Consider the following 22,965-nt stretch of genomic DNA (forward strand, 5'->3'; position numbering starts at 1 on the left):
GGTGCATCACCGACCGCCCCTGCCGTCGACGACCCCGAGAGACCTCGCGTGCTCATACGACTTCTGAGGGCCCATCTGGGCCCGTACAAAAAACCCATAGTCCTGCTGGTGCTGCTGCAGTTCCTGCAGACTTGCGCCACCCTCTACCTGCCCACCCTCAACGCGCACATCATCGACAACGGTGTCGTGAAGGGGGACACGGGCTACATCCTGACCTTCGGCGGCCTGATGATCGGGGTCTCACTGGGCCAGGTCGTCTGCAACACGGGCGCCGTCTACTACGGCGCCCGTACGGCGTCGGCCGCCGGCCGGGACATCCGGGCCGCCGTCTTCGACCAGGTCCAGTCGTTCTCCTCGCGTGAGGTGGGCCAGTTCGGGGCGCCGTCCCTGATCACCCGCACCACGAACGACGTGCAGCAGGTGCAGATGCTCGCCCTGATGACGTTCACGCTGATGGTGTCGGCGCCGATCATGTGCGTGGGCGGCATCGTCATGGCGCTCGGCCTGGATGTGCCGCTGTCCGGTGTCCTGGTCGCCGTGGTGCCCGTGCTCGGCATCTGCGTGACGCTGATCGTGCGCAGGCTGCGGCCGCTCTTCCGCACCATGCAGGTGCGCCTCGACACGGTGAACCGGGTGCTGCGCGAGCAGATCTCCGGCAACCGGGTCATCCGCGCCTTCGTCCGCGACGACTACGAGAAGGACCGCTTCCGGGGGGCGAACACCGACCTCACCGAGGTCGCCCTCGGCACCGGCCGCACTCTGGCGCTGATGTTCCCCCTGGTGATGACCGTGGTGAACCTCTCGTCGATCGCCGTGGTCTGGTTCGGGGCGCACCGCATCGACAGCGGCGGCATGCAGATCGGCGACCTGACCGCGTTCCTCGCCTACCTCATGCAGATCGTGATGTCCGTGATGATGGCCACCTTCATGTTCATGATGGTGCCGCGCGCGGAGGTGTGCGCCGAGCGCATCCAGGAGGTCCTGGACACCGAGTCCAGCGTCGTGCCGCCCTCCGCTCCCGTGGCCGAGCTCCGGCGGCACGGGCATCTGGAGATCCGCGGTGCCGGGTTCCGCTACCCGGGTGCCGAGGAACCGGTGCTCAAGGCGATCGACGTGGTGGCGCGGCCCGGCGAGACCACGGCCGTCATCGGGTCCACCGGCAGTGGCAAGTCGACCCTGCTGGGGCTGATCCCCCGCCTCTTCGACGCCACGGAGGGCGAGGTCCTCGTGGACGGCGTGAACGTCCAGGAGATCGAGCCGGCGCTGCTGGCGAGGACGGTCGGACTCGTCCCGCAGAAGCCGTATCTCTTCGCGGGCACGGTCGCCACCAACCTGCGGTACGGCAATCCGGACGCCACCGACGAGGACCTGTGGAAGGCGCTGGAGGTGGCGCAGGCCACGGAGTTCGTGGAGCGGCTCGAGGGCGGCCTCGACGCGCCGATCTCGCAGGGCGGTACCAATGTCTCCGGCGGCCAGCGGCAGCGGCTCGCGATCGCGCGCACGCTGGTGCAGCGCCCGGAGATCTACCTCTTCGACGACTCCTTCTCCGCCCTCGACTACTCGACCGACGCGGCGCTGCGCTCGGCGCTCTCGCGGGAGACCGCCGAGGCGACCGTGGTGATCGTCGCCCAGCGCGTGGCAACCATCCGGGAGGCCGACCGGATCGTGGTCCTGGACGAGGGCCGGGTCGTCGGCACCGGCCGCCACCACGAGCTGATGGCGGGCAACGAGACCTACCGGGAGATCGTGCTCTCCCAGCTCACGGAAGCGGAGGCTGCCTGATGGCCGGGCCCATGGGACGCATGATGGCCGGGGGCGGCCCCGACCATCGCTCGATGGACTTCAAGGGGTCCGGAAAGCGGCTCCTCGCCCACTTCAAGCCCGAACGCGCCACCATGATCGCGATGCTGGTCTGCGGTGTGCTGAGCGTGGGTCTTTCCGTGGTCGGACCGAAGATCCTCGGCAAGGCGACCGACCTGGTCTTCGCCGGGATCATCGGGCGGCGGCTGCCGTCCGGGGTGAGCAAGGCGCAGGTCCTTCAGTCCATGCGGCAGCGGGGCCAGGGCGGCATCGCCGACATGCTCTCCGGGACGGACTTCACCCCGGGCAAGGGAATCGACTTCGGTGCCGTCGGCAACGTACTGCTGCTCGCGCTCAGCGCGTTCATGCTGGCCGGTCTGCTGATGGCGGTCGCCACCCGGCTCTCCAACCGGGCCATCAACAAGACCGTCTACCGCATGCGCGAGGACGTACAGGCGAAGCTGTCGCGGCTTCCGCTGTCGTACTTCGACAAGCGGCAGCGCGGTGAGGTGCTCAGCCGCGCGACCAACGACATCGACAACATCCAGCAGACGCTCCAGCAGTCGATGGGCCAGCTCATCAACTCGCTGCTGACGATCGTCGGCGTGCTGGCGATGATGTTCTGGGTGTCGTGGCTGTTGGCGCTGGTCGCGCTGGTGACCGTGCCGCTCTCCTTCTACGTGGCCACGCGCGTCGGCAAGCGCTCGCAGCCGCACTTCGTGCAGCAGTGGCGCACCACCGGCAAGCTCAACGCACACATCGAGGAGATGTACACCGGGCACACACTGGTCAAGGTGTTCGGGCGCCAGGAGGAGTCGGCGCGGCAGTTCGCCGAGCAGAACGACAAGCTGTACGAGGCCGGGTTCAGGGCGCAGTTCAACAGCGGTGTGATGCAGCCGCTGATGATGTTCGTGTCCAACCTGAACTATGTGCTGGTGGCCGTGGTCGGCGGACTCCGTGTCGCTTCCGGCTCCCTGTCCATCGGTGACGTACAGGCCTTCATCCAGTACTCCCGGCAGTTCTCGATGCCGCTGACGCAGGTCGCGTCGATGGCGAACCTGGTGCAGTCGGGCGTCGCCTCGGCGGAGCGGATCTTCGAGCTGCTTGACGCGGAGGAGCAGGAGGCGGACCCCGAGCCGGGGCTGCGGATTGAGGAACTGCGCGGCCGGGTCGCGCTGGAGAACGTGTCGTTCCGGTACGACCCCGAGAAGCCGCTCATCGAGAACCTGTCGCTGAAGGTGGAGCCGGGCCACACGGTCGCGATCGTCGGCCCGACGGGAGCCGGGAAGACGACTCTCGTGAACCTGCTGATGAGGTTCTACGAGGTCACCGGCGGCCGCATCACGCTCGACGGGGTGGACATCGCGAAGATGTCCCGGGACGAGCTGCGGGCCGGGATCGGGATGGTGCTCCAGGACACCTGGCTGTTCGGGGGAACGATCGCCGAGAACATCGCGTACGGCGCGGCGCGGGACGTGACGCGCGGGGAGATCGAGGAGGCGGCGCGGGCGGCGCACGCCGACCGGTTCGTCCGCACGCTGCCGGACGGCTACGACACCGTGATCGACGACGAGGGCACGGGGGTCAGCGCGGGCGAGAAGCAGCTCATCACGATCGCGCGGGCGTTCCTGTCCGATCCCGTGATCCTGGTGCTGGACGAGGCGACGAGCTCGGTGGACACCCGTACCGAGGTGCTGATCCAGAAGGCGATGGCGAAGCTGGCGGCCGGGCGGACGTCATTCGTGATCGCGCACCGGCTGTCGACGATCCGGGACGCGGACACGATTCTGGTGATGGAGAACGGGTCCATCGTCGAACAGGGTTCGCACACCGAGCTGTTGGCGGCGGACGGGGCGTACGCACGGCTGTACAAGGCGCAGTTCGCCCAGGCGGTCGCCGAGGTGGACTGAGTTCCGGGGGGCCGCTCGTGCGGGCGGCCCCCGCTCAGTCCAGGTAGCCCCTCAACTGGTCCGCGAAGGCGTGGTCCCGGAGTTTGTTGAGGGTCTTGGACTCGATCTGGCGGATCCGCTCGCGGGTCACACCGAAGATCCGGCCTATCTCCTCCAGCGTGCGGGGGCGGCCGTCGACGAGGCCGTAGCGGAGCTGGACGACCTTCCTCTCCCGCTCGCCAAGGGTCGACAGGACCGCCTCCAGATGCTCCCTGAGCAGCAGGAACGCGGCGGATTCGACCGGGCTCGTGGCATCGCCGTCCTCGATGAGGTCGCCGAGTGCCACATCGTCCTCCTCGCCCACGGGGGCGTGCAGCGAGACGGGCTCCTGGGCGAGTCGCAGCACCTCGGTGACGCGCTCGGGAGGCAGCTCCAGGTGGGCGGCGACCTCGTCCGGTGTGGGTTCGTAGCCGCGTTCCTGGAGCATACGGCGCTGGACGCGGACGACGCGGTTGATGAGCTCGACGACGTGGACCGGGACGCGGATGGTGCGGGCCTGGTCGGCCAGGGCGCGAGACATGGCCTGGCGGATCCACCAGGTCGCGTACGTCGAGAACTTGTAGCCGCGGGCGTAGTCGAACTTCTCGACGGCCCTGATCAGGCCGAGGTTGCCCTCCTGGACGAGGTCGAGCATGGTCAGCCCGCGGCCGACGTACCGCTTGGCCACGGAGACGACGAGCCGCAGGTTGGCCTCGATCAGCCGCCGCTTGGCCATCCGCCCCATGACCACCAACCGGTCCAGGTCCAGGGCGAGTTCGCTGTCGAGGTCGGGGGTGTTGCCGAGCTTCTCCTCGGCGAACAGGCCGGCCTCGACACGACGGGCGAGTTCCACCTCCTCGGCGGCGGTGAGCAGGGGGATACGGCCGATCTCCCGCAGGTACTGGCGGAACAGGTCGGAGGTGGGGCCGCCGGTGTCGGCACGGCCGCGGAGCGGTTCGACGGGTTCGGGCGGCTCGGTCTCCGCGGCGTCGGCAGGCGGCTGGTCCGGCTCGGGGCGGTGAGCGAGCCGGCCCTGCGGTGGCATCGCCGGAAGGACGTCGCTGTCGGCATCCGGCTCGTCGTCACGGGTCTCGGTCTCTATCAGGGTCTGGGTCTGCACGGGGGCGACCTCCAGGAATGTCGCTGCTGGAAAGTGCGGCAGCGGTACGTCGGGGATGTGGCCGGCGGTCCGCCCGCCGGCCATCCCGTAGTCGTTGAGCGGAACCGCGGGGGTGTCGGACCCGCCATGGGCGGATCGGCCGCGCTCCGGGGACTCAGGCACCGGAACCCAGTGTGGGGCACGACACATCGCTGCCACGAGGGGCGTGCGACCACTTTTTGAGTCCGTTGCGTGACCGCGCGGTTACCCTGCCGGACGGGTGCGTCCGCCACGGGAGTTCAAACCAGCCGTACCGTTGGAAAGCCGCGCCCGGACACGCAGCCGGCCCTTCCCCGCAATGGGGTGTTCAGAGCGCCGCCGCGCCCCTCTCCCTCAGCGCCTGGTCGTACTTCTGGAGGACCCACAGCTCGTTCTGCACGGCGGACGCATGGGCCGGGTCGGCCTGGTGGCCCAGGCGCGTCAGGGTGCTCTGGATGTCGCGGACGCGGCGTTCGACGGCGCGACGGCGGACCGTGACAAGCACGGTGCCCGCGTACAGCTCGTCCACCGTCCTGCGCATGATCGCCTCGACCGCCAGTTCCGTGACCATGGCCCGGACAGTGTCGTCGGGGGCCGCCTCGCGGACCCGGACCAGGTACTCCTGCGGATCCTGCGCACCGTACTCCGCGCCGCCCGCCTCCAGGATCGCCTCGCGGACGGCCGCGTACGGCGCCGCGGTGAACTCGTCGGCCCCGTACGCGTCGAACGCCGGGGAGACCAACTCGGGCTGCTGGAGGGCGAGTTTGAGCAGCTCGCGCTCCGTGGCGTAGACCGGGTTGCGGAGGTTGAGCGCGGGGCCCGAGACGGCCGGGCGAGCAGCCGCCTGGTACGGCTGCGGGGCGCGGGACCCGGCGGGTGCGGGGCCTCTGCCGCCCCGGTCGCGTGCCCAACGGGCCAGCTGCGCCACCCGCTTGACCACGAACTGGGTGTCGAGGATGCCGAGCATGCCCGCGAGCTGGACCGCGACCTCGTGCTGGGCGCCGCTGTTCTTGATCCGGGCGACGACCGGCGCCGCCTCGTCCAGGGCGGCGGCGCGGCCCCCCGGGGTCTCGAGGTCGTAGCGGCTCACGATCTGGCGCAGCGCGAACTCGAAGAGCGGCGTGCGGGGTTCGACCAGGTCGGCGACCGCCTCATCGCCCTTCGCCAGGCGCAGCTCGCAGGGGTCCATACCGTCCGGCGCGATCGCGATGTACGTCTCGGCGGCGAACTTCTGGTCGTCCTCGAAGGCGCGCAGGGCCGCCTTCTGGCCCGCCGCGTCACCGTCGAAGGTGAAGATCACCCGCGCCGAGCCGTTGTCCATCAGCAGCCGCCGCAGGATCTTGATGTGCTCGCCGCCGAATGCCGTGCCGCAGGTCGCGATGGCCGTGGTGACACCCGCGAGATGGCAGGCCATGACGTCGGTGTAGCCCTCGACCACCACCGCCCGGCTCGTCTTCGCGATCTCCTTCTTCGCCAGGTCGATGCCGTAGAGGACCTGCGACTTCTTGTAGATCGCCGTGTCGGGGGTGTTCAGGTACTTCGGTCCGTTGTCCGCCTCGTACAGCTTTCTGGCGCCGAAGCCCACCACGTCCCCGCCGATGTCGCGGATCGGCCACATCAGCCGGCCGCGGAAACGGTCGATGGGGCCGCGGCGGCCCTCCTGGGAGAGGCCGGAGAGCAGCAGTTCCTTGTCGCTGAAGCCCTTGCCGCGCAGATACCGGGTGAGGTGGTCCCAGCCCTGGGGGCTGTAGCCGACGCCGAAGTGGACCGCGGCGGCCTGGTCGAAGCCGCGCTCGGCCAGGAACTTCCGCCCCGCCTCGGCCTCGGGCCCCGAGTCCAGCTGCTCGGCGTACCACTGGGCGGCGAGCTGGTGGGCCTCGACCAGACGGATGCGCTCGCCGCGCTGGTGGGTGGGGTTGTACCCGCCCTCCTCGTACCGCAGGGTGATGCCCGCCCGGGCGGCGAGGCGCTCGACCGCCTCCGAGAAGGAGAGGTGGTCGACCTTCATCACGAAGGTGATGGTGTCGCCGCCCTCCTGGCAGCCGAAGCAGTGGAACAGGCCCTTGCCCGGGCTGACCTGGAAGGAGGGGGACTTCTCGTCGTGGAAGGGGCACAGCCCCTTCAGGTTCCCGCCGCCCGCGTTGCGCAGCTGGAGGTACTCGGACACGACGGCGTCGATCGGGACCGCGTCCCGAACCGCCTTCACGTCCTCGTCGTTGATCCGTCCTGCCACGCGTGAATTCTACGGGGACGGACCGACAGGCCCGCGCCCCGAAGGAGCGCGGGCCTGTGACGGCGCGGGACTCCGCACGCGTGGGCGCGACGGGCCATGAACGGCCCGCACCCGCCCGGCGGCGGAGCCCGGTGGACACGCTCGGGTGGACACGCTCAGGCGGACACGCTCAGGCGGACACGTTTTCCAGCGCCACCCCCGGGTCGGCCAATGCGTCCTGGTCCACGACGGTCCGCTCCCGGATCAAGCGCTGAATGGCGTCTGTGACGTCCCACACGTTCACGTTCATCCCGGCCAGCACCCGCCCCTCCTTCAGCCAGAACGCGATGAAGTGCCGCTTCCCGGCGTCACCCCGGATCACCACCTCGTCGTACGACCCCGGCGGAGCCCAGCCCGAGTACTCCATCCCCAGGTCGTACTGGTCGGTGAAGAAGTACGGCATCCGGTCGTACGTCACGTCGTGGCCGAGCATCGCGCGGGCCGCCGCCGGGCCGCCGTTCAGCGCGTTCGCCCAGTGCTCCACGCGCAGCCGGGTGCCGAAGAGGGGGTGGTGGAAGGAGGCGACGTCACCGGCCGCGTAGATGTCGGGGTCGGACGTCCGCAGGCGCGCGTCCACCACGATTCCGCCTCCGTGCGCACGGTCGGCCAGCTCCAGCCCCGCTGCCTCAGCGAGAGCGACCCGCGGCGCCGCGCCGATCGCGGCGAGCACGTCGTGCGCGGGATGCTCCTCGCCGTCGTTCGTGCGGGCGGCCAGCACCATGCCGTCCTGGCCGACGATCTCGGTGAGCCGGACGCCGAAACGGAAGCGGACGCCGTGCTCGCGGTGCAGTTCGGCGAAGACATTGCCCAGCTCGGGACCGAGGACCTTGTGCAGCGGGGTCGGCCCGTGCTCGACGACGGTGACCTCCGCCCCGTACTCGCGGGCCGCGGCCGCGACCTCCAGGCCGATCCAGCCGGCCCCGGCGATCACGATATGGCCGTTGTCCCGGCCCAGCGCGGCCAGGACGCCCTTGAGACGCTCGGCGTGGGCGAGGCGGCGCAGATGGTGGACGCCCGCGAGGTCCGTGCCCGGGATGTCGAGTCGGCGGGGCTCGGCGCCGGTGACGAGCAGCAGCTTGTCGTAGTGGACGAGCGTGCCGTCGTCGCCGTAGCGGACCGTCTTCGCGGCGCGGTCGATGGCGTCGACGGTCTGGCCGAGGTGCAGCTCGATGTCGTTGCGCGCGTACCAGGCGGGCTCGTGGACGAAGACGCTGTCGCGCTCCTCCTTGCCGAGCAGATAGCCCTTGGAGAGGGGAGGCCGCTCGTAGGGGTGGTCCCGTTCGTCGCAGATCAGTATCACGCGGCCGGTGAAGCCCTCCGCACGCAGCGTCTCGGCCGCCTTCGCGCCGGCGAGACCTCCCCCGACGATGACGTATGTCTGATCCGCGTCGACCACTTGATGCCTCCTCTTAACGATGTCGCCACATGGGAGCGTCCCGCACGCAGCGTGATGCGGGAAGAGGGAGTGGCCCGATCAGGCCACTCAGGGTCATGTCCAGGTCATGGGTTCTCCCGTGAGCCGGGCGTGCAGGGAGCGGGCCGAGGCGTCCGTGAGCGAGGCGATCTGGTCGACGAGCGCGCGCTTGCGGGCGCGGTCGTCGGCCGCCTCCTCGAACAGCGCCCGGAACTGCGGATCGAGCCCTTCGGGCGCGCGGGCGGTGAGCGCCTGTGCCAGCTCGGCGACGACGACGCGCTGGGCCGCTCGGAGCCGCTCCTGTTCGGCGCGCTGCATCACATACCGGTCGGCGACGGCCTTGAGGACCGCGCACTCCATACGGGTGCTCCTCGGCACGACGAGTTCGGCGGCGTACCGCGTGAGGCGCCCGCTGCCGTACGCCGCCCGTGTCGCGCCCTCGGCGGCCAGGCAGAAGCGGCCGATGAGCTGGCTGGTCGCGTCCTTCAGCCGGGCCTGGGCGACCGCGGAGCCGTCGTACCCGTGCGGCCACCACTCGTGGGCGAGGAGCCGGTCGAGGGCTTCGGCCAGCTCTTCGGGGTCGGTGTCCGCCGGCACGTACCGTCCGAGGGCGACGGCGAAGACCGCCTGGCGTTCGGGCTCGGCGTGCAGGCAGCCCGGGTCGATGTGGCCGGCGTGCAGACCGTCCTCGAAGTCGTGCACCGAGTAGGCCACGTCGTCGGACCAGTCCATGACCTGGGCCTCGAAGCAGGTGCGGTGGCCCGGGGCGCCCTTGCGGACCCAGTCGAAGACGGGGCGGTCGTCCTCGTAGACCCCGAACTTCCGGGAGCCGGGGTCGGTGGGGTGGTCGCCGCGCGGCCAGGGGTACTTGGTGGCGGCGTCGAGCGCCGCACGCGTCAGGTTCAGGCCCACGCTGACGAGTTCGCCGGTCCGTCCGGAGCGGACGAACCGCTTGGGCTCGATGCGGGCGAGCAGGCGCAGGGACTGGGCGTTTCCCTCGAAACCGCCGCAGTCCTCCGCGAACTCGTTCAGCGCCTGTTCGCCGTTGTGCCCGAAGGGCGGGTGGCCGAGGTCGTGGGAGAGACAGGCGGCCTCGACGAGGTCGGGGTCGCAGCCGAGGGCGGCGCCCAGCTCACGGCCGACCTGGGCGCACTCCAGGGAGTGGGTGAGCCGGGTGCGGGGGCTGGCGTCCCAGACCTGGCTCCGGGTGCCCGGGGTGACGACCTGGGTCTTGCCCGCCAGGCGGCGCAGGGCGGCCGAGTGCAGCACCCGGGCTCGGTCGCGCTGGAAGGCCGTGCGGCCGGGGCGCTTGTCGGGCTCGGGCGCCCAGCGCTCGACCGCCGAGCCGTCGTACGCGGAGCCGGCCGCCCAGCCGTTCTCGTACGGCGCGGGGGTGTCGTAGGCCTTCGGTGCGGTCCCGTCCATGCCCCGACAGTAGACGCAGCCGGTGACAATCGGGATGTCGGCATCCGTTCGACCCGGTGCGTTTCGCTCCGCCGGGCGGGGCGGTCAGGCCGAGGCCAGGGCCGGTTCCGCGGCCGGCTCGGGGGCCGCGAGCGCCTGGTCGTACCGGTGCACGACCAGACGGACCATGGCCGGATGGGCACCCAGCGGAGCCGCCGCGATCCAGGGAGCGGCCTCGGCGCACTCGGCGGCGAAACGGCCGGGCGCGGCGAAGTACGAGGCCACGGCGACCCGGTGCCGGCCGCGGGCGGCGAGGGCACGCACCGCGGCGGGGACGGTGGGCGAGGCGGCGGAGGCGTAGGCCGGTACGACGGGGACGCCGAGGCGTTCGGCGAGGAGCTGCGCGGTGCGGCGGGTGTCGACGGCGGAGTCCGGGTCGCGGGAGCCGGCGGCTGCCAGCACGACCGCGCTCGCGCGGCGCTGGGCGTCGCTCGGTGCCGTGCGCCAGCCGGCCTCGACGAGCCGGGCGTACAGGGTCTCCACGAGCAGGGGGTGCGGACCGAGCGGGGCGGCCACGCGGGTGTGGGCCCGCGCCGCGGCCGCCGCCTCGGGGATGTCCCGCTTGACGTGGTGGCCGCGGCCGAGGAGCAGCGGTACGAGGACGGAGGGGCCGTCGCCGAGGGAGGCGAGCGTGTCGGGCAGCAGGGGTTCGTTCAGCTCGATGTGGCCGAGCTGCACGGGCAGGTGCGGGCGCAGTTCGCGGACGCGTTCGGCCAGGGTGCGCACGGTGGCCAGGGCGCGCGGGTCGCGGCTGCCGTGTGCCACGAGGACGAGCGCGGGCGGGACCGGGCGGCGGGTGCCGTCGAGGGAGACGAGGCTGAGCTGGCTGCCGAGCTGGCTGGTGATCCGGTTCATGAGTTGCGCCGTGCTGTCGAGGTGGGCGCCGCGGTGCGGCCGGCCGCCCGGGCGGAGGTGGGACTCGTCGCGAGGTGGGTTCGACGCCGTCATGGACCGATCCTGGCGCTACGACGTTGCCGGGCGGTTGCGTAACCGTGACGGGTGTTTTCCGGGGTTTCACGAGAGGGCGCCCGGGGGTGTGAGACAAGAGGCCGGGTGCGGTGAGGGCGCGTGGGAGGTTTCGGGCGCCCCGCACGTCCCGCGCGAAACCGGATCACCATACGCTGCGTCCCCATTGAAGACATTGACGATATTGACGACGAAGACATTGACGACATCGACGACGCCGTGTGAAGCCGCGAGCTGGGGGGACGCTTCGATGGGCCTGCCGCGCCCGAGGATCCGGGGATGGGGACTGCCGCGCACGCGTGCCGGGCGGCGGCGGGCCGTGCAGGGGCTGGTGCTGCTGTGTGTCCTGGCGCTGCTGCCGGCGACGTGGCTGTTCCTGGCCGCGGCCGGCCGGCTGCGCACCACCGAGGACGTGCCGCGCACACAGGTCGCCGTCGTCTTCGGCGCGGGCCTGTGGGACGGCGAGCCGTCGCCGTACCTCGCCCACCGTCTCGACGCGGCGGCGCGGCTGTACCGGGCGGGCCGCATCAAGGTTGTCCTCGTGACGGGCGACAACAGCCGCAAGGACTACGACGAGCCGGACGCGATGCGCTCCTATCTGACGAAGCACGGCGTGCCGGAGTCCCGGATCGTCAGCGACTACGCGGGCTTCGACACCTGGGACTCCTGTGTCCGGGCGAAGAAGATCTTCGGTGTGGACCGGGCGGTCCTGATCAGCCAGGGCTTCCACATCCGCCGCGCGGTCGCCCTGTGCCAGGCGGCGGGCGTGACGTCGTACGGCGTCGGTGTCGACGACAAGCACGACGTGACCTGGTACTACGGCGGCACCCGGGAGGTCTTCGCGGCGGGCAAGGCCGCCCTGGACGTGCTGTTCGAACCGGATCCGACGTTCCTCGGCCCGAAGGAGCGAGGCGTCGCGAAGGCCCTTGCGGCGGCGCGGGGCTGAGGGTGGACCTCACGGATCCGACACCCGCCCTGGCTGCTGTTGCTGCCGTGCACCGGCACGCCCGCCTTCGCACTGCGCCGTCCGCCAGCGCTCGCTGAACGTAGGCACGGGTCGCGACCTCACGCCGCCGCCCGCCGGGCGGGGAGGTCCTGGTCCCGGCCGCGTAACAGGGAGCCGCCACGGCACGTAACACGGCCGAAGCACGCTGAGCGGTATGCAGACCGTCTCGACGCCCACCCACTGCCCCTACTGCGCCCTGCAGTGCGGGATGAACCTGACGCCCCTGCCGGAGGGAGGGGTCGAGGTGACCGAGCGCACGGACTTCCCGGTGAACCGGGGCGCGCTGTGCAGCAAGGGACGGACGGCTCCGGCGCTGCTCGCACCCGGGGTGCGGCTGACCTCGCCGTTGGTGCGCTCCGAGGGCGTCCTGGTACCCGCCACCTGGGACGAGGCTCTCGGCCGTATCGCCGGGGAGATCTCACGTACGCGCGCGGAGCACGGCCCGGACGCGCTCGGGGTGTTCGGCGGGGGCGGTCTGACGAACGAGAAGGCGTACGCGCTCGGGAAGTTCGCCAGGGTGGTCCTCGGCACCTCGCAGATCGACTACAACGGGCGGTTCTGCATGTCGTCGGCGGCGGCAGCGGGCATGCGGGCGTTCGGCCTGGACCGCGGGCTGCCGTTCCCGTTGGAGGACGTCCCGAGGACCGGCTGTGTGATCCTCGTCGGCTCCAACCTCGCGGAGACGATGCCGCCCGCGCTGCGGTATCTGACGGAACTCAAGGAGAACGGCGGCACGTTGATCGTCGTCGACCCGCGCCGTACGCGGACCGCCGAGCAGGCGGATCTGCACCTGGCACCACGGCCGGGCACGGATCTGGCGCTGGCGCTCGGCCTGTTGCATCTGATCGTCGCCGAGGGGCGCACGGACGAGGCATACATCCGGGAACGTACGAGCGGCTGGGAAGACGCGCGGGCGGCGGCGATGGCGCACTGGCCGGAGTACGTGGAACGGATCACGGGGGTGTCTGTCCCCCAACTGCGGGAGGCGGTACGGCTGTTCTGCGCGCCTCAGGCCGCGATGGTGCTGACCGCGCGCGGGCCCGAGCAGCAGTCGCAGGGCACGGACACGGTGGGCGCGTGGATCAACCTGTGCCTGGCGACGGGCCGTGCGGGCCGCCCGCTGTCCGGCTACGGCTGTCTGACCGGGCAGGGCAACGGGCAGGGCGGCCGCGAGCACGGCCAGAAGGCCGACCAGTTGCCCGGCTACCGCAAGCTGACGGACCCGGCGGCGCGGCGGCATGTGGCCGAGGTGTGGGGGGTGGACCCGGACGCGCTGCCGGGTCCGGGCAGGAGCGCGTACGAGCTCCTCGACGCGCTGGGCACGGACATCCGTGCATTGCTCCTGATGGGCTCCAATCCGGTGGTGTCGGCCCCGCGCGCCGCGCACATCGAGGACCGGCTGCGCTCGGTCGGCTTCCTCGCGGTGTGCGACGTGGTCCTCTCGGAGACGGCTCAGCTCGCGGACGTCGTGCTGCCGGTCACGCAGTGGGCGGAGGAGACGGGCACGACGACCAGTCTGGAGGGGCGGGTACTGCTGCGCCGCCGCGCCCTGCCAGCGCCGCCCGGGGTCCGCAGCGACCTGGAGGTCCTGCACGAACTGGCGGCCCGCCTGGGCGTGGAGAAGGGCTTCCCCACGGACCCGGAGGAGGTCTTCGAGGAACTCCGCCGCGCCAGCGCCGGCGGACCGGCGGACTACTCCGGCATCACCTACCGGAGGTTGGCCGAGGAGAACGGCCTGTTCTGGCCGTGCCCGGCGCCGGCCGATGCGCAGGAGTGCGAGGACGCCTCGCTGGACGTGCTCCCCGACGATCCCGCGTACGACGAGGCGGCGCCCGTGCTCCACCCCGGCTCCCCCCGTCTCTTCCTCGACCGGTTCGCCACCGAGGACGGGAGGGCGCGGTTCGCCGCCGTGTCGTACCGGGGCGTCGCCGAGGAGCCCGACGACGCGTACCCGGTGCTGCTGACCACGGGACGGGTGGTCGCCCAGTACCAGTCCGGCGCGCAGACGCGGCGCGTCGAGGAGCTGAACGCCGCCGCGCCCGGCCCGTACGTCGAGATGCACCCGCGCCTGGCCGAGCGGCTGGGCGCCTCGGACGGGGAAGCGGTGGCCGTGGTCTCACGGCGGGGGCGGGCCGTCGCACCCGTGCGGATCAGCCGCGCCATCCGGCCCGACACCGTCTTCATGCCCTTTCACTGGCCGGGCGAGGGCCGCGCGAACTCGCTGACCAACCCGGCCCTCGACCCCACCTCCCGCATGCCGGAGTTCAAGGTGTGCGCGGTGCGACTGGAGCGCGTGGGCGGCGTCCCCTCGCAGTGACTCACCGGGTGACCGTGCGCGAGTCGCTCGCCGCCCTGTCCGGCCGGACGCCGGCTCAGCTGCGGGCGTGCCAGTCGCCGCCCCCGATATGCCTGCCGTGCGCCCGCAGCCGTGCCGCGACGGCGGGCGCGGCGACGTACACCCAGGCCCGTACGGTCCTGCCGTCCGCGGTCGTCACCTCCCGCTCCACCCGCTCGTACAGGCTGCGGGGGTCGCCCGGCACACAGTCCTCCAACCGGTCGAGAGCGACGAGCAGTTCGCCGTACGCCTCGGGCAGCGCGGTCACGATCTCGCCGCATACCGTGCCGCCGTCCTGCTCCACGGCGTAGGGATAACCCGGGCCCTCGTACAGCACCGCGCCGGGCAGCAGCCCCGGTTCCTCGGACCGGGTGCGGCCGCGCAGGAAGAGGTCGTGGTTGCGCTCGCCGGGACGCAGCGTCCCGTACACGAAGAACGGCAGTCTCATACGCCCGCTCCCCAGTCGGTCCTACCGGCGCAACCATGATCGCTCTTCTCCCGCGTCCATGGGGCGTTGCAACACCTATTCCCAACCGTCACACCATGCTCTGAAAACACTCTGGACACGACAAGTCGTGGGCGCTTAAACCATGTGGACACCCGGGCCGCCGTCCCGGCCCTTCCCCACATTCGCCCTCCCCAGGCGCCCCCGAGGAGTCCCTTGAGTCAGATACGGAACATACGACGTTCCCGTCTCGCCGCTGTCGGTACCGCCGCGACCACCGCGGTCCTGCTGGCCTCCGCGCTGGCCCCGGCCCACACCGCCCGGGCCGCCGCAAGACCCAGCCGGGCCACCGCAATCGGCAACGCCGCCGCGGCACTTGTGCACCAGGCCGCGCGCCTGGGCCTGACCTCGGCGCAGGGCACGAGCGTGCGGGACGTCGTCGTGGACGCGGACGGCAGCCAGCACGTGCGCTACGACCGGACCTACCTCCACCTCCCGGTGCTCGGCGGCGACTTCGTCGTCCACCTGGCCCCGAACGGCTCCTACCGCAGCGCGGACCGGGCCACCAGGCGCGACATCTCCGTGCCGACGACCACCCCGACGGTCGAGGCGCCGAAGGCCGCGGACCTCGCCACCGCCGCGCTGCGCGCCGCCAACAACGGTGAACTGCTGAAGAACGTGACCGCCAGGCCCCAGCTCGTCGTCGACGCCCTGCACGGCGCGCCCCGGCTGGCCTGGCGCACCGAGGCGGCGGGACAGGACTCGCTCGGCAACCCGGTCGCCCGCACCGTCATCACCGACGCCCTCACCGGCAGCCGGATCGACGCGTGGGACAACATCGAGACGGCGACCGGCGACGGAAAGTCCCTCTACAGCGGCACGGTTCCGCTGGAGACGACACCGTCGGGCTCGACGTACCAGCTCAAGGACCCGACGCGCGGCAACACCTACACGGGCGACGCCGCGAACAAGTCGGACCTGTGCTACCTCGTGGTCTGCTTGAGCCGCGCACCCGCCACACTGTTCACGGACTCCGACAACCACTGGGGCTCCGGCACGACGTCGGACCGCTCCTCGGCGGCGGTGGACGCGCAGTACGGCACCGACATGACGTGGGACTACTACAAGAACGTCCACGGCCGCAACGGCATCGCGGGCGACGGCAAGGGCTCGTACAACCGTGTGCATTACGGCACCAACTACAACAACGCCTTCTGGGACGACAACTGCTTCTGCATGACGTACGGCGACGGTGACGGGACGACGTTCGGACCGCTGGTGGCGCTGGATGTGGCGGGGCACGAGATGACCCACGGCGTGACGTCGAAGACGGCGGGGCTGCAGTACTCCGGCGAGTCGGGCGGTCTGAACGAGGCGACCTCGGACATCATGGGCACGCTGGTGGAGTGGTACGCCAGCAACTCGGCCGACCCCGGCGACTACCTCATCGGCGAGAAGATCGTCCGCTCGGGCTTCGGCAGGACGGCGCTCAGGTACATGGACAAGCCGTCCAAGGACGGTAACTCCGCGGACTGCTGGAGTTCCACGGTCGGGAACCTCGACGTCCACTACTCCTCGGGCGTCGCGAACCACTTCGCGTATCTGCTCGCGGAGGGCAGCGGCGCGAAGACTGTCAACGGCGTCTCCTACGACTCCCCCACCTGCAACGGCTCGACGGTGACCGGGATCGGACGGGACAAGCTGGGCGCGATCTGGTACCGGGCGCTGACCGTCTACATGACGTCCACGACGAACTACGCGGGCGCCCGGACGGCGACGCTGAACGCGGCGAAGGACCTGTACGGCGCGGGCAGCACGGAGTACGACGCGGTGGCGGCGGTGTGGAGCGCGGTGAACGTGCACTGACCCTCCCGCCGGGTGTGTGAGCGGCCGCCTCGGTGTCGTACCGGGGCGGCCGTCACCCGTTGTCCGACCGCCTGCCCTCCACCTCCACCTCCACCTCCACCTCCACCTCCACCTCCACCTCCACGAGAGCGACGAACCGGGTGTGAGGACGTTCCTGCTCGGGCTCACGGACGGCTCGGTCCGCCGGGATGTCGGTTGTGCCGACGGTTCGCGGGTGGGGACCCGGTCGCCCGTGGGCGCCGTGAGCCGACGACGGCCGCGGCACCCGCGACACGCACCGCGGCGGCGCCCCCGCCGATCAGCCCGGCGTGGGGTTCCGAGGACTCCGCCGCCACACCCGTGGCGGGCGCGCCGGGGCGACCCTGACCCGGCCGCGACCCGTCACCCGTTCACAGCACGACCCTCGGCCCTTCGGGCTCTTCCCCGGAATGCCACCGGCCGCACGGCGGTGACCTGGCCGAATGCCGCCGCGGCCGCCCCGTGGAGCGCCCCTGGCGGCACCCGTTCACCGTATTTCTGACAGACCGTCAGCGAGCGGCCGTCACCGAGCGGCCCTTTCCTCGGAAGGGCAGGGGTACGACCGACGCAGCGGCCCGCCGGGGGTGCCGCGGGCCGTGCCCTCTCGGAGGAGCACCACGATGCGACGTACGTCCCGTCTGCTGACCGGTACCGCGCTCGCCGTCGTCGCGGGGACGACGGTCGCCACGCCCGCGTTCGGCGGTGACACCAGGAGCCTGGAGGTCTTCCCCTCCACGGCCGTGCCCGGAGCCGAGGTCACCGTCAACACGGCGGCGTGCGGCGCGGACGGCTCGGCGGCGGGCGACGCCACAGCGGTCGGCGGCGGCACGTTCATGCTCGCGCCCAGCGCGCACGAGCAGGACGCGATCGGGCGGTTCCGGGTGCCGCCGAGCGCGCAGCCGGGAACGTACGAGATCGTCGCCAAGTGCTCGGCCGGCCGGCACGCGACCGTGACCGGCGATCTGGTGGTGGCCCTGACCGCAGCCGCGGCCAAGGATCCGACGCGTCCGCGAGGCAGCGTCAAGACGGGGGTCGGCGGCGCACTCGGCCCCGACCCGGTGAAGACCGCGGCCGGTGTGACGGCTCTGGCCATCGCCGCCGCGGGCGGTACCTGGCTCCTGCATCGCCGGGCGAGAGGCGACGGGATCTGACGGACACCCTCCGCCGTCCGTCCGCCGGTACCGCCATCCCCTCCCCCTCCGGGTCCGACTGCCCCTCGCGGCCCGGAGGGGGCCCCGCACACCGGCATCCAGGAAGGAGGCTCACGTGCGCAACGTCGGCAGGTCCGGCACGGTCGGTGATGCCGCCATAGCGTCCGTCACGGTGGTCGCCCTGTGTTCTGGTGCATGGCTGCTGCGCAGTGCCGCCGAGAGCGAGGCACCGCCGCAGCCGTCGGCCGCGCAGGCGGCCGCCGACCCCGACCACGAGGGGTCCGCCGCGTCCGCGCTCGCGCCCTCGCCGCCCGACCGCATCCGCATCCCCTCGATCCATGTGAACGCGCCCCTCATCGGCCTCGGCCTGACCGGCTCCGGCAGCCTCGACGTGCCGCCCGCCCAGAAGAAGAACCTCGCCGGCTGGTACGAGGCCGGCACCATGCCCGGCGAGACGGGCACGGCGATCGTCGCCGGGCACGTCGACAACGCCCAGGGCCCGGCCGTCTTCTACGATCTCGGCGCACTGAGGAAGGACAGCACCATCGAGGTGGACCGCCGTGACGGCTCGACGGCCGTGTTCACGGTGGACGCGGTCGAGGTGTACGCGGCGAGGAACTTCCCCGACGACAAGGTGTACGGGGCGGCCAAACGCCCCGAACTGCGCGTGATCACCTGCGGCGGCGGCTACTCGAGGACTACGGGCTACCAGGGCAATGTGGTCGTGTTCGCCCATCTGACGGCCGGCCGCTGAGCGCACCCGGGGGCTCGCCCGGGTGCCGGGGGACGGCCCCTCACACCCGCCCCGCACCCCCGTACGGAACCCTCACACCCGCGCCCGGCCCCCACTGAGGGCAGCGTTCCCCGCGGGAAACAGTGGTGATGCGGCCGGGTAACGTAAGCACCGCACGCTGCGGTGCATGACCTCGAATACGCGTGTGGTGGTGATCGGTGCCGGACTCGCGGGCGCCCGTCTCGCCCGGCGGCTCGGCGAGCTCGGCCTGTCCGCCCTGCTCGTCGGCGAGGAGGAGCACCCCCCGTACAACCGTGTCCTGCTCGCCGACGTGCTGGCCGGCCGGTACGCGCCCGAGGTGATCTCCCTCCCGGCCCCGGAGCGCCTCGTCCGCGCCCGGGTCACCCTGATCGACCGCGCGGCCCGCGAGATCCACTGCTGTGACGACTCGCTGATCGCATACGACACGCTCGTCCTCGCCACCGGCTCCAACCCCGTCCTCCCCCCGCTGCGCGGCCTGCTCACCCCCGGTCGGCCCGAGCTCCCCGAGGGCGTGCATGCGTTCCGCACGATGGACGACTGCCTGGGCCTCGCCAAGACCGTGCGCGAGGGCGTACGCGCCGTGGTCATCGGCGGCGGGCTCCTCGGCGTCTCGGCCGCCCGCGCGCTCGCCGCCCGCGGCGCCCAGGTCGTCCTCGCCCAGCAGGCCGAACACCTGTTGGAGCGTCAACTCGATCCGTCCGCCTCCCGGCTGGTGCGCCGCCACCTCACGGGTCTGGGCGTCGAGGTCCACACCGAAACCCGTGTCCGCGGCGTACGCACGCTCGGTGGCGCGGTCCGCTCCGTGGAGATGGCCGACGGATACGCCCTCGACACCGACCTCGTGGTGCTGACCTGCGGCGTCCGCCCCCGGGTGGGCCTGGCCCAGGACGCGGGGCTCGCCGTCCACAACGGCGTTCTCGTCGACGACGAACTGCGCACCTCCGACCCGTACATCCGGGCGATCGGCGACTGCGCCCAGCACGACGGCACCGTGTACGGACTCGCCGCACCCGCGCTCGAACAGGCCGATGTCCTGGCCGAACTGCTCGCGAGCGAGGCCGGCGGCACGGGCGACCCGGGCGCCCGCTACACCGGAACCCGGTCCCTGACCCGGCTCACTCTCGCCGGGCAGGACTTCCTCGACCTCGCCGCCTTCGGCGAGACGGACCCCCGCCCCGGCGACGACGTCGTGCAGTTGGCCGACGCCACCCGCGGCACCTATCGCAAGGTCGTCGTGCGCGACGACCGGCTGGTCGGCGGCGTACTCGTCGGCGAACTCGGCACCGTCGGCGCGCTCGCCCGTGCCTGGGAGGGAGCAGAGCCGCTCCCCGCCGACGGCGCCCCTCTGCTCCACCTGCTCACCAACGATGGAGGCTCCTGATGTCCACGACCGCATTTGTGGGGACCGGCCCCCGCCCCACGATCGTGCTCGTCGGCCACGGCATGGTCGGCCACCGCTTCCTCGAAGCGCTCGCCGAACGGGGCCTGACCGCCACGCACCGCGTGGTCGTGCTGTGCGAAGAGCCGCGCCCCGCCTACGACCGGGTCCAGCTCACCTCGTACTTCTCGGGCACCACGCCCGAAGAACTGTCCATGACGGACGCGGAGTTCATCGAGACGCACGGGATCGAGCTGCACCTCGGCGACCCGGCCCTGACGATCCACCGGGACTCCCGGACGGTCACCGCCCGCTCCGGGCTCACGGTCTCCTACGACACCCTCGTCCTCGCCACCGGCTCCTACCCGTTCGTCCCGCCGGTCCCCGGCAAGGACGCGACGGGCTGCTTCGTGTACCGCACCATCGAGGACCTGCTGGCGATCGAGGAGTACGCGAGGAGGCGGGCGACGACCGGCGCGGTGGTCGGCGGCGGCCTGCTCGGCCTGGAGGCGGCCGGTGCGCTCAAGGGCCTGGGACTCACCACCCACATCGTGGAGTTCGCGCCGCGTCTTATGCCGGTACAGGTCGACGAGGGCGGTGGAGCCGCACTGCTGCGCACCATCGAGGACATGGGCCTGGCCGTCCACACCGGCACGGGCACCCAGGAGATCGTCGTCGGCGAGGACGGCGCGGTGACGGCCATGAAGCTGTCCGACGGTTCCGAACTTCCCACGGACCTGGTCGTGTTCTCCGCCGGTGTCCGCCCCCGCGACCAGCTCGCCCGCGACTGCGGGCTCGCCGTCGGTGAGCGCGGCGGCATCACGGTGGACGAGCGGTGCCGCACCACCTCCGATCCGCATGTGTTCGCGATCGGCGAGTGCGCGCTGGCGGCCGACGGCCGGGTGTACGGCCTGGTCGCGCCGGGCTACGAGATGGCCGAGACGGCCGCCGCCACGATCGCCGCCGACGAGGCCGCCTTCACCGGTGCCGACCTGTCCACCAAGCTGAAACTGCTCGGCGTCGACGTGGCCTCCTTCGGCGACGCGCACGGCACCACCGCCGACTGCCTGGACGTCGTCTACGCGGACTCGCGCTCGGGCACCTACAAGAAGCTGGTCATCGGCCGCGACGGCGAGCTGCTCGGCGGCATCCTGGTCGGTGACGCGGAGGCGTACGGCACCCTGCGCGCCCTCACCGGCTCGGTACCGCCCGTCGCTCCCGAGCAGCTGGTGCTGCCCGCCGGATCCGGCGCCCCGGCGCAGCTGGGCCCGTCCGCCCTGCCGGACGAGGCGGTCATCTGCTCCTGCCACAACGTCACCAAGGGCACGATCCGCGGCGCGGTCACCGAGCACCGGTGCACGACCCTGCCCGAGGTGAAGAAGTGCACCAAGGCCGGCACGGGCTGCGGCAGTTGCGTCAAGGTGCTGGGCCGGCTGGTCGACGACGAGCTGGAGGCGAGCGGCGTCGAGGTCGACAAGGGGCTGTGCGGCTGCTTCTCGCAGACCCGCGAGGAGCTGTACGAGATCGTTCTCACCCTGCGCATCTCCTCCTACCAGCAGTTGCTCGACCGGTACGGGCGTGAGGGGGCGCGCGGCGGCGACGGCTGCGAGACCTGCAAGCCGGCGGTGGCCTCGATCATCGCCTCGCTCGCCCCGACGATCGGCGCCGACGGCTATGTCCTGGACGGCGAGCAGGCCGCCCTGCAGGACACCAACGACCACTTCCTGGCCAATCTGCAGAAGAACGGTTCGTACTCGGTCGTGCCGCGCATCCCCGGCGGTGAGATCACCCCCGAGAAGCTGATCGTGATCGGCGAGATCGCCCGCGACTTCGGCCTCTACACGAAGATCACCGGCGGCCAGCGGATCGACATGTTCGGCGCCCGGGTCGAGCAACTACCGCTGATCTGGGCGCGGCTGGTGGACGCCGGCTTCGAGTCCGGGCACGCCTACGGAAAGGCCCTCCGTACGGTGAAGTCCTGCGTCGGCCAGACCTGGTGCCGCTACGGCGTCCAGGACTCCGTGCGCATGGCGATCGACCTGGAGCTGCGCTACCGGGGCCTGCGCTCGCCGCACAAGCTGAAGTCTGCGGTCTCCGGGTGTGCCCGTGAGTGCGCCGAGGCCCAGTCGAAGGACTTCGGGGTGATCGCCACGGCCAACGGCTGGAACCTGTACGTCGGCGGCAACGGCGGCGCCACACCGCGCCACGCGGACCTGCTGGCGCAGGACCTGTCCGACGCCGAACTGGTCCGGCTGATCGACCGTTTCCTGATGTTCTACATCCGCACGGCCGACCGCCTGGAGCGGACCTCCGTGTGGCTGGAGCGGATCCCCGGCGGCCTGGACCACGTACGGGACGTGGTCGTGCACGACTCGCTCGGCATCTGCGCGGAGCTGGAGTCCCTGATGGCCGCCCATGTCGCGGGCTACCGCGACGAGTGGGCGGAGACCGTCAACGACCCGGAGAAGCTGGCCCGGTTCGTGTCCTTCGTGAACGCGCCGGACACCCCCGACCCGGTGGTCGCCTTCGTCCCCGAGCGCGACCAGATCAAGCCCGACCTGCCGCTGCTGACCATCGGCACGCGAACCCTGGAAGGAAGCGCCCAGCGATGACCCTGACACTCGAGACCACCGCTCTGAAGGTCCAGCTCCGGCTCGACGAGGACAGCTGGTTCACGGTCTGCGACGCGAGCCTGCTGGTCCCGGGCCGCGGAGTGGCGGCCCTGCTTCCGGACGGCCGCCAGGTGGCGCTCTTCCGTGACCGCGCGGGCTGTATGTACGCCATCGACAACCGTGATCCCTTCACCGGCGCGGCGGTCCTCTCGCGCGGCCTGACGGGCACGCACCGAAGCCGCCCGTTCGTCGCCTCGCCCCTGCTGAAGCAGCGGTTCGACCTGCTGTCGGGGCAGTGCCTGGACGACGAGACGGTGCGAGTGGAGGCGTACGAGGTGCGGACCGCCTGAGGAGCGGCGTACGAGGGGCGGACCGCCCGGGAGTGACGGCGGACGAC

Annotated in this window: 16 protein-coding genes; 10 read left to right on the top strand and 6 right to left on the bottom strand. The window is 71.6% G+C overall.

Annotated elements, in window-relative coordinates; all coding sequences use genetic code 11:
• Positions 1 to 48: 48 nt before the first annotated feature.
• Both AAW14_RS16625 and AAW14_RS16630 read left to right on the top strand, forming a co-directional pair.
• Positions 49 to 1,782 carry an ABC transporter ATP-binding protein gene (locus tag AAW14_RS16625; protein ID WP_265564618.1) on the top strand — a complete coding sequence of 578 codons (1,734 nt, stop codon included), beginning with the start codon at positions 49 to 51 and terminating at the stop codon, positions 1,780 to 1,782.
• Positions 1,782 to 3,710, top strand: a complete 1,929-nt coding sequence (locus tag AAW14_RS16630) for an ABC transporter ATP-binding protein (protein ID WP_265564619.1) — start codon at positions 1,782 to 1,784, stop codon at positions 3,708 to 3,710. The genes AAW14_RS16625 and AAW14_RS16630 overlap by 1 nt, the downstream gene beginning before the upstream one ends.
• 34 nt (positions 3,711 to 3,744) lie before the next feature.
• Here the strand turns inward: AAW14_RS16630 and AAW14_RS16635 are convergent, their stop codons facing one another.
• From AAW14_RS16635 to AAW14_RS16655, 5 genes are all read right to left on the bottom strand, one after another.
• Positions 3,745 to 5,010: an RNA polymerase sigma factor gene (locus AAW14_RS16635; protein ID WP_265564620.1), complete on the bottom strand. Its 1,266-nt coding sequence runs from the start codon at positions 5,008 to 5,010 to the stop codon at positions 3,745 to 3,747.
• A gap of 184 nt (positions 5,011 to 5,194) precedes the next feature.
• Positions 5,195 to 7,099 carry a DNA primase gene (gene dnaG / locus AAW14_RS16640; RefSeq protein ID WP_265564621.1) on the bottom strand — a complete coding sequence of 635 codons (1,905 nt, stop codon included), beginning with the start codon at positions 7,097 to 7,099 and terminating at the stop codon, positions 5,195 to 5,197.
• A gap of 169 nt (positions 7,100 to 7,268) precedes the next feature.
• Positions 7,269 to 8,534, bottom strand: coding sequence for an NAD(P)/FAD-dependent oxidoreductase (locus tag AAW14_RS16645; protein ID WP_265564622.1), 1,266 nt, complete (start codon positions 8,532 to 8,534; stop codon positions 7,269 to 7,271).
• 93 nt (positions 8,535 to 8,627) lie between these two features.
• Entirely contained in the window at positions 8,628 to 9,977 is a 1,350-nt protein-coding gene (locus AAW14_RS16650; protein WP_265564623.1) for a deoxyguanosinetriphosphate triphosphohydrolase, read from the bottom strand.
• A gap of 84 nt (positions 9,978 to 10,061) precedes the next feature.
• A complete protein-coding gene (locus tag AAW14_RS16655) occupies positions 10,062 to 10,964 on the bottom strand; it encodes a sirohydrochlorin chelatase (protein ID WP_265564624.1) in 903 nt (300 codons plus the stop codon).
• Between the two features lie 268 nt (positions 10,965 to 11,232).
• Between AAW14_RS16655 and AAW14_RS16660 the strand changes: the two genes are divergently transcribed.
• Positions 11,233 to 11,928, top strand: coding sequence for a SanA/YdcF family protein (locus tag AAW14_RS16660; RefSeq protein WP_265564625.1), 696 nt, complete (start codon positions 11,233 to 11,235; stop codon positions 11,926 to 11,928).
• Positions 11,929 to 12,142: 214 nt separating this feature from the next.
• The gene (locus tag AAW14_RS16665) at positions 12,143 to 14,305 is read left to right on the top strand and encodes a molybdopterin oxidoreductase family protein (RefSeq protein WP_265564626.1); all 2,163 of its coding nucleotides are present in this window, start codon (positions 12,143 to 12,145) and stop codon (positions 14,303 to 14,305) included.
• Between the two features lie 55 nt (positions 14,306 to 14,360).
• Here the strand turns inward: AAW14_RS16665 and AAW14_RS16670 are convergent, their stop codons facing one another.
• Entirely contained in the window at positions 14,361 to 14,771 is a 411-nt protein-coding gene (locus tag AAW14_RS16670; protein WP_265564627.1) for a gamma-glutamylcyclotransferase family protein, read from the bottom strand.
• Positions 14,772 to 14,984: 213 nt separating this feature from the next.
• Between AAW14_RS16670 and AAW14_RS16675 the strand changes: the two genes are divergently transcribed.
• The 6 genes from AAW14_RS16675 (at position 14,985) to nirD (ending at position 22,918) form a co-directional block, all read left to right on the top strand.
• Positions 14,985 to 16,634, top strand: coding sequence for a M4 family metallopeptidase (locus AAW14_RS16675; RefSeq protein ID WP_265564628.1), 1,650 nt, complete (start codon positions 14,985 to 14,987; stop codon positions 16,632 to 16,634).
• 638 nt (positions 16,635 to 17,272) lie between these two features.
• Positions 17,273 to 17,803 (top strand): hypothetical protein, encoded by a 531-nt coding sequence (locus AAW14_RS16680; protein WP_265564629.1) that lies wholly within the window; start codon positions 17,273 to 17,275, stop codon positions 17,801 to 17,803.
• Positions 17,804 to 17,918: 115 nt separating this feature from the next.
• Positions 17,919 to 18,557 (top strand): class F sortase, encoded by a 639-nt coding sequence (locus AAW14_RS16685; RefSeq protein ID WP_265564630.1) that lies wholly within the window; start codon positions 17,919 to 17,921, stop codon positions 18,555 to 18,557.
• Positions 18,558 to 18,723: 166 nt separating this feature from the next.
• Entirely contained in the window at positions 18,724 to 19,959 is a 1,236-nt protein-coding gene (locus tag AAW14_RS16690) for an NAD(P)/FAD-dependent oxidoreductase (protein WP_265564631.1), read from the top strand.
• Complete coding sequence (gene nirB / locus AAW14_RS16695; RefSeq protein ID WP_265564632.1) at positions 19,959 to 22,568, top strand: nitrite reductase large subunit NirB; 2,610 nt, start codon at positions 19,959 to 19,961, stop codon at positions 22,566 to 22,568. Before AAW14_RS16690 ends, nirB begins: the two co-directional genes overlap by 1 nt.
• Positions 22,565 to 22,918 carry a nitrite reductase small subunit NirD gene (gene nirD / locus AAW14_RS16700; RefSeq protein WP_265564633.1) on the top strand — a complete coding sequence of 118 codons (354 nt, stop codon included), beginning with the start codon at positions 22,565 to 22,567 and terminating at the stop codon, positions 22,916 to 22,918. The genes nirB and nirD overlap by 4 nt, the downstream gene beginning before the upstream one ends.
• Positions 22,919 to 22,965 lie beyond the last annotated feature (47 nt).

Source organism: Streptomyces hygroscopicus (assembly GCF_026168105.1).
GTDB lineage: Bacteria > Actinomycetota > Actinomycetes > Streptomycetales > Streptomycetaceae > Streptomyces > Streptomyces hygroscopicus_D.